This window comes from Salinibacterium sp. PAMC 21357, assembly GCF_000247645.1.
Lineage (GTDB): Bacteria > Actinomycetota > Actinomycetes > Actinomycetales > Microbacteriaceae > Rhodoglobus.
This window is the reverse complement of sequence record NZ_AHWA01000004.1, coordinates 1,415,767-1,422,923: the sequence shown is the minus strand read 5'-3', so window position 1 is coordinate 1,422,923 and position 7,157 is coordinate 1,415,767. Positions and strand designations below refer to the sequence as shown.

Annotated in this window: 7 protein-coding genes; 1 reads left to right on the top strand and 6 read right to left on the bottom strand. The window is 60.4% G+C overall.

What is annotated here, in order from left to right:
* Positions 1-193: 193 nt before the first annotated feature.
* The 3 genes from ON14_RS10265 to ON14_RS10255 all read right to left on the bottom strand — a co-directional run bounded on the left by ON14_RS10265 (position 194) and on the right by ON14_RS10255 (position 3,424).
* Complete coding sequence (locus ON14_RS10265; protein ID WP_010204960.1) at positions 194-928, bottom strand: NAD(P)H-hydrate epimerase; 735 nt, start codon at positions 926-928, stop codon at positions 194-196.
* 11 nt (positions 929-939) lie between these two features.
* Positions 940-1,722, bottom strand: coding sequence for a DUF427 domain-containing protein (locus ON14_RS10260; protein WP_010204958.1), 783 nt, complete (start codon positions 1,720-1,722; stop codon positions 940-942).
* 124 nt (positions 1,723-1,846) lie between these two features.
* Positions 1,847-3,424 (bottom strand): carbohydrate-binding domain-containing protein, encoded by a 1,578-nt coding sequence (locus ON14_RS10255; protein ID WP_010204957.1) that lies wholly within the window; start codon positions 3,422-3,424, stop codon positions 1,847-1,849.
* A 160-nt stretch (positions 3,425-3,584) separates the two neighbouring features.
* Between ON14_RS10255 and ON14_RS10250 the strand changes: the two genes are divergently transcribed.
* The gene (locus ON14_RS10250; protein WP_010204955.1) at positions 3,585-4,400 is read left to right on the top strand and encodes a dienelactone hydrolase family protein; all 816 of its coding nucleotides are present in this window, start codon (positions 3,585-3,587) and stop codon (positions 4,398-4,400) included.
* Between the two features lie 64 nt (positions 4,401-4,464).
* Here ON14_RS10250 and ON14_RS10245 read toward each other — a convergent pair whose 3' ends face one another.
* The 3 genes from ON14_RS10245 to ON14_RS10235 form a co-directional block, all read right to left on the bottom strand.
* On the bottom strand, positions 4,465-4,857 hold the full coding sequence (locus ON14_RS10245) for an HsmA family protein (RefSeq protein ID WP_010204954.1): 393 nt from the start codon (positions 4,855-4,857) through the stop codon (positions 4,465-4,467).
* A gap of 119 nt (positions 4,858-4,976) precedes the next feature.
* A complete protein-coding gene (locus ON14_RS10240; protein ID WP_010204953.1) occupies positions 4,977-5,777 on the bottom strand; it encodes a DeoR/GlpR family DNA-binding transcription regulator in 801 nt (266 codons plus the stop codon).
* Positions 5,778-5,820: 43 nt separating this feature from the next.
* On the bottom strand, positions 5,821-6,954 hold the full coding sequence (locus ON14_RS10235; RefSeq protein WP_010204952.1) for a Gfo/Idh/MocA family protein: 1,134 nt from the start codon (positions 6,952-6,954) through the stop codon (positions 5,821-5,823).
* Between the last annotated feature and the right edge of the window lie 203 nt (positions 6,955-7,157).

The window sequence follows — 7,157 nt, the reverse complement described above, 5'->3', positions numbered from 1 at the left end:
CCTATCCCCTGTGTGCCTTGGCAGTCTCAGAATGGTGGCCCCCACTTGAGGCCGGAAACCTAGCAGCAGAACTGCCCGGGACTTCCGCACCTTTGGGGTGACAAGAGGAAACATTACGTGCATTTTGCCCCCCTCGCCAACACCGCCCACATCCCGGGCGTGTCGCAAAAATGAGGCCCCCAAAACACTGTGTTTAGGATGTCTGAAGTCGCACGCGATATCCCGGAGTGAAGAGTGCCGGAGGCAACTCAATACCCACTCGCCGATAAACCTCACGGGGAATGCCTATATCCGCCAGCCAGAGAGATCCGACAGCTTCGGCATCCAACCCCGTCTTCGGAACGGCGAGAGTCATCGTGTGCGTCGCGGAGACGTGATCACCTGGCGCTACTGCGGTCGTGGAGTCGACCCCGGAGGGGATGTCGAGAGAGACGACCGGGGCGGGGTGGCGCGACATCCATCTGATGAGTTCGGCAGCTGCCCCGTGCGGTGCACCACTGAGGCTGTAGCCCAACACGGCATCGACGAGCAGCTCCGCATCCGCGGTGTCGAGGTCAGCGACCGTCGCAACTCGTGCGCCAGTGGCGCGATAGAGCGCGAGTTGCTCGGCCGGTACGCCCTCGAGGCGCGACGGGTTCGAGATCACCAGCGTGACGGTGCCACCGTGGTTGGCCAGGTGGCGGGCGGCGCAGATTCCGCCGCCGCCGTTGCCGCCGGTTCCGGCCAGCACCACGATCAGCGCAGACGGCCACTGATCACCGAGCAGCTCCACGCAGAGAGAAGCAAGATTGCGGCCGGCGTTCTCCATCATTTGATAGAGGTTTGGCCCCAGCTCATCGACCGCTACTCGATCGACCTCGCGCATCTGCGCCGTCGTGATCGCGGGCACGATGAGTCCGGCATCCGTTCGAAAGGAAGCTGCAGTCACAACGGGCTTTCTTAGCTCGCGGGCGTGGACGGGAAGAAGTGCGTCTTGGCCTGCGTGAGCTCGACGCCATCGATGAAGATGTCGACCTTCTCGTTGTAGAACGCCACAAGGCCGGTGATCGGCAACAGCTGTCGCGTGGGGAACGAATACGACCACGCCAGATCGTCGTGAACCGTGTCGCCCACCTCCACTGACCAGTAATCGGTGGTCGTTCCCTTATAGGGGCACTCGGTGACGGTGTCGTTGGGCACGAGGTGCTCGAAGTTCACCTCCGTGCGATTGAGGTAATACCTCGTCGGCAAACCAGTTTCATAGACCATGACCGGAGACGATGACTCGGCAAGAACGGCCCCGTCGAGTTCGACTCGAACTGTGCGGGTCGAACGTACCGCATCCACTCGAACATAGGGGCTTCGAGGATGAACGAAGATCTGCTCGTCCTCTTCGAACCAAGAGTCGAGAGCATCCCACTCGAAACGCACCATGCCGGCCAGCCCCGCCAGCGAATCATCCGAGAATAGCTTGGCGGCCGCCGGATGCTCGCGCTCTCCTGACTTCAGGCCGAGCCGCATATAGGTGCCGCGCGACTCGTGCTTCTCCTTCTCCTCATCGACAAGCAGATCATCATTCACGTCATCAATGGGGATGTAGTACTGCGGATACGGCGACCACTCCCAGACGTAAATCGCCTGAGTGGTGTCAAAGATGAGTTCGCCCGCGAAGTAGCCGCGGATACGACGCGGGACAGGCTGGATGAGGTTCTTCTCGGAAATCATTCCTGGATAGTCGTTCATCAGAATCCTCTTTCGTCAGTGGGTCCAGCCTGTCACCGTCGCCTGAGAGGGACAACAAAACAGCGGCTGCCGCTCAGCGAACGCCACGAGGGCGAACGCTGGCGGCAACCGCTGCTGCTTCAGATTACGGGCGAGGCGCTCCCCCGCCGGGCGCTCCGCCACCAGTGCCTTCGCTACCCGCTGCGGCGACTCCCGCGGTCACGGTTCCGGCAGTCTCGCCGTTGACTGTGACCGTGTAGGTGTCACCGTTCGTGATGGCAGCATCCGATAACACGACCGATTGGAACGACTTAATCGAGGTGAATTCGGCAATCACTGTGCCACTGCTATCGAGCACCTGCACGTTCTGGTCAGCGGCGTAAGCCTGCTCGAGCGACGCACTCACCCATCCCTGAGTCGAAGACGATTCAGGCGCAGTAGCCATGAAGGTCATACCGATCGCCAGGACTGTTCCACTCTCGACCACGATGGTGCCGTTCGCATCGAGCGCACCCTCACGGTCTTCTGACGAACCGAACACCGTGGTGGTGCCGCCCGTCACGAGCATGGAACCGTTGGAGTCGATTCCGTCGCCGGCAGAGTTGACCGTGGTCTCGCCGCCGGTGATCGCCACCATTGCTCCGTCATCCGCTTCGACGACGCCGCCGATGTCGGTGGTGGTGCTGGTGCCGCTCGTCGCGTTGATTCCGTCATCGCTTGCGTTGACGGCGAGCGCGCCGCCCTCGATCGTGATGTAGTACGACTCGATGCCTTCGTAAGAGTTCGTGACAGCAGTTCCACCGCCCGAGATCACGATGTTGACTTCGGATTTGAGACCGTCATCTTCTGCCGCGAGCGTCGTTGATCCACCGGCGATCACGATGTCAGTCGCGGCTTGAACTCCGTCATCCGTCGCAGTGAGGTCAACAATGCCGCCCGCGATATACACATAGCCGCGCGTCTCGTCTTCTTCGTTGTCTGACTTGAGAGCATCGCCGCCGGCAGCCACCGTAACCGTGCCGCCTTCGACGGTCAGCGAATCTTTGCCGCGCAGACCGTCATCGCCGGCGGTGACCGTGATGTCACCCGAGAGGATGACGAGATCGTCGTGGCTTGTGATGCCGTCGTTGACCGCGCTGCTCACCGTGAGCGATCCGTCGCCCGAGATGGTGAGGTCGGCGTCACTGAAGAGCGCGGCGTTGTAGTCGGCGTCGTCTCCGGTGGAGGAAAGCGTGTTGGCGCCGCTGAGGGAGACGACCACGTCTTCGGCGTTAGCGACCGCGATCGCGGCACTTGTTGAGCTGGAGATTTCGGCGCCATCGAGCACGAGGGCAACGACAGCTTCATCGTCGGTGTCGACGACTACTTGGCCATCGAACTGCCCCGAGAGAATGTAGGTTCCAGCTGCGCTAATGGTGATCGTGGAGCCGTCGACGCTCACGCCATCACCGTCGGTAGTCGCCGTGGGGCCGTCGAGGGCGATCGAAACGGCGCCATCGAGGGTCCACTCGTCGTCGTTGGTGGTCGTTGAATTTGAATTCGCCGCCAGGACTTCTGTCGCAACAGGTCCCAGATTCAGGCCGACGTTCGCGTCGCCGATCTCGGCGGTCACGCTGGAGGTGACGGCGGGAGTCTCAACTGCCGTCGTGCATCCCGCCAACAGCACGCTGCCAATCAAGAACGTGCTGACGGCGGCGGTAAGGGTGAAGTGATTTCGCTTCATGATCAAGCTCCTCTGTTGGGTGACTTGTTTCATCACACCGAGATTGCCTATGACATTCCTATGAACGAGATATACGTGAGCCGTGGATATTGAAACCAGGTGATAACCCGTGCATTTTCGACACAGTGTGGAACGCCCTTCGGTGCGCGAAGATTGAGCCATGACAACCGGGACCACTTCCGCAGCACCAGTCGGCAACCTCGACGGTTGGGTTCGCGCGCCGTTCACCGCCGCGGGCCTGACCTATGACTGCTTCGAGAAAGGCGCGGGACCAGGGGTGGTGTTGATCCCTGAGATTCCCGGAATCACCCCCGAGGTTCTTGGCTTGGCCGAGCACCTTGTTGCCGCGGGTTTCACCGTAGTCGTGCCCTCGCCCTTCGGTGAGCCCGGCAAAGCAAAGACTCTTGGCTACATGACACGGATCGTGTTGCGGCTGTGCGTGACTGCCGAGTTCCGTGCGTTTGCGACGAACGCGGCGCGGCCCGTTACCGACTACTTTCGGGCGGTTGCCTCCGACCTCGCTGCTCGCACTCCCGGTCGAGGCGTTGGCGTGATCGGTCAGTGCTTCACCGGCGGATTCGCCTTAGCCGCTGCTATTGATGACTCCGTGGCGGCATCCGTTCTCAGCCAGCCGGCCGTTCCCTTTCCGCTGGGCCGTGCGCGCCAGCTCGATGCTGGGGTCTCGCCCGACGAGTTCGACCGCATTGCTGCCCGTGCGGATGCCGGCGAAGTCTGCGCGCTCGGCTTACGGTTCAGCGGAGACACCGCTGCTCCACGTGCCCGCTTTGACACGATCAAGGCTCGCCTCGGCGACGCCTTCGAGATCATCCAGTTGGATTCCTCGCCCGGAAACCCCGACGGTTACGCCGCGACCGCGCACTCGGTGCTGACCGGTGCATTGCGCGAGAACCCGGCCAACTCAGCGGCGGGGGCTCGCGACCGCGTGGTTGCCTTCCTTCGCGAGCGAATCGGCTGACCCGACTGACCCGACTGACCCCGCCTGCCGAATTGAATCTGCCGATCTAGGCGATTTACTCGTTTTAGCCAAGGCTCGAACCAAGCGCGCCAACGATGTACGGCACGAGCCAGATTCCCCACACGACGACAGAGAACCGGTGAAAGCTGGTTTTTTCGGCTTCACGATTGCGCACGAGCACGATGATTGCCCATGCGAGATGCACGGCCATGAGAACGATCGCGATCACTCCCGTGACGCCCATGAGCTGATTCAATGCGCTCTGCTCGATCCCGGCCGCGCGATTCTCGGTTGCGATCAGGTTCATCAGAAAGGTGCCCGTCGCGTCGGCGGCCAGCCCCAACCCGAAGAGCACGACGTGCCAGAGCTTGAGCACTTTTTGCACCCGCTCGCTCCACACCCCCACGGTGTAAAAGACAAGGGCGAGGGTGATGAGGATGATCGCGGGCAGCAGCATGCTTCTATCTTGCGCTGTTCACCGCTCGAGCGTGAAAGTGGTTCCCGCCGATTGATGCGCCAGCGGGCGGATCCGCAGAGATGTGCCGCCTGAGTCGTGTTTCTCGTGTTCCTTCTGAATTAGATGTTTGTGGCGCGTGACTGTCGTTCCGACGCGACGATCAGTTCCGTGCCGGCGTTCGCCAAGTGCCGTCGAATGTCCGCCGGAGGTGCGGCGTCTGTAATAAGGCAGTCAATTTCTGAGAATTGAGCCAAATGCGCCAGCGCGGAGCGCGCCATTTTGTCGTGGGTTGCCACGACAACGACCCGGTCCGCTGCGGCCATTGCAGCAAGTTTGATGTCTCGTTCATACTCACGCTCGATATAGCACCCACCCTCACCAACCCCGCTGATACCGATGAAGGCGATGGATGCGCGGAGCCCTTGGAGCGACTGGATGGGCATTGGTCCGACGAAGGCCTGACTATCCTTGAGCAGCTCTCCTCCGAGGCAAATGGTTCGAGCGGCTGGCAACTGGCGAGTTCGATAGACGGCCGGCAGTGAGTTCGTGATGACGGTACCGAGAAAACTTGATGGCAGTGAGTTTGCGATCTCGTAGGTAGTCGTGCCCGCATCGAGCACAATTACGTCTCGGTCAGAGAGGAGACGAATGCACGCCGCGGCGATTCGTCTCTTGCCCTCAGCATGCTCGCGGGCTCGAGCAGCGAAGAACGCACTGTGCCCGCTCACGTGGGTTGGGCTGATCCCGCCATGAACAACACGAGCGTGGCCAGCTTCAGCAATTCTCTTGGCGTCACGACGAATAGTCATGTCAGAGACACCGAACTCCTCGGCAAGGTCGACGGTTGCAATGAAACCGTGTTGCTGCAACTGATCGACGATAGCTCGCTGTCTCACGCTCAACTCGGCGGATTGACTCATGGTGACACTTCCCCAGTCTGCCCCGGCGCACGCGAGAGCATACTCACCGAGCCACGAGCTCTGTGTGGAGTTCGACGGGGTGGCCTTGCACGGCAGACAACTCGGCTGCGAGCCCCATGCGAATGGATTGGATGCCGTCTCGCAGTGTGACTTGGACGGGGCCCTTGCCGAGAACGACGTCGCGAAACCCGATGTGCTCATAGTAGGTCGACCCAAAGTGTGCGCCTGCGGCCAGGATCTCAGGGTCAACGTCGACCGCGTGCCGCGTCGGCCCCTGCGGCGAGCGCGGGCTGAACTCCACGAACGCTTCGCGAACCGTTCCGTCGGCGGGCCAGTGGTTGCTATCGACCGGGATGAAACATTCGATCTTCGCTTCGGAGCCAACCACGGAGATGTGTTCCTGATAGAAGGAGCCCTCGGCAAACATGCAGAGGTTGAGGAGTGCGCGCGAGCCACCCGCGAAATCTACAACCACTAGAGCGTTATCCAGGATGTCCGGAACCCTCCCCGCGTAGCTTTCGTCGAGGTGATTAACGCTCTGACCACCGCTCGCGTATACCCGTACCGGCTCGTCGTTCAGGATCAAACGCATCAGGTCGAAGAAATGGCAACACTTTTCCACGAGTGTTCCCCCAGTTCTTTCGTTGAATCGATTCCACGAGTCGACCTTGTCAAGAAAGGGGAAACGGTGCTCGGTGATTGACAACATCGCTGGCTTGCCGAGTCGCCCCTCATGCGTGGCCTTTATCAATTCCGCGACCGGCGGCATGTAGCGATATTCCATCGCGACCCAGATAGGTGCGCCGTACGCTTCAGCGGCTTTTTCAAGTGCCTCGGCATCGGCTAGCGACGTGCAGATCGGCTTTTCCACGAGAATGGGCAGTGCTCGACCGGACTGCATGATGTCATGCAGGATACGCGCGTGGGTGTCATTGGGACTAGCGATTACTACAGCGTCGATGTCAGCGTCGTTGAGCAAGTCGAGGTGTGAGCTAAATTTCTGGCACTCGTACCCAACCTCTCGCTCGGTTGCCGCGAGGGACTCTTCGGAGGGATCGGCCAAGGCGACAACAACGCTGCCGGGCACTAACGCCAAGTTACGTACATGTTCGCGCGCCATAAGGCCTGCACCGATAATTCCGTAACGCACGGTGACTGGGTTGCTGGGTTTCGACATGGGTATCTCTCGCTCCGCTTCGCTCAGCACTAAGGTTCGCGAACGCGTTAACGTCAACGCAAACGGTAGTGATGGTTCTTGAACAAATTATGTTGATTACTTAACATCCAGTGTGTAGCATACGACATGTTCGCAACTTTCAGTCAAGAAAACAATCGGCCTGAAATACGAAGAAGTACATCCAGATGCGCGTTCGAAACGCG

Excerpts from the sequence above, each read along its gene's own strand:
- ON14_RS10240 (WP_010204953.1), bottom strand. The coding sequence starts at position 5,777 with ATGAGTCAATCCGCCGAGTTGAGCGTGAGACAGCGAGCTATCGTCGAT.
- ON14_RS10235 (WP_010204952.1), bottom strand. The coding sequence starts at position 6,954 with ATGTCGAAACCCAGCAACCCAGTCACCGTGCGTTACGGAATTATCGGT.
- ON14_RS10245 (WP_010204954.1), bottom strand. The coding sequence starts at position 4,857 with ATGCTGCTGCCCGCGATCATCCTCATCACCCTCGCCCTTGTCTTTTAC.
- ON14_RS10255 (WP_010204957.1), bottom strand. The coding sequence starts at position 3,424 with ATGAAGCGAAATCACTTCACCCTTACCGCCGCCGTCAGCACGTTCTTG.
- ON14_RS10260 (WP_010204958.1), bottom strand. The coding sequence starts at position 1,722 with ATGAACGACTATCCAGGAATGATTTCCGAGAAGAACCTCATCCAGCCT.
- ON14_RS10250 (WP_010204955.1), top strand. The coding sequence starts at position 3,585 with ATGACAACCGGGACCACTTCCGCAGCACCAGTCGGCAACCTCGACGGT.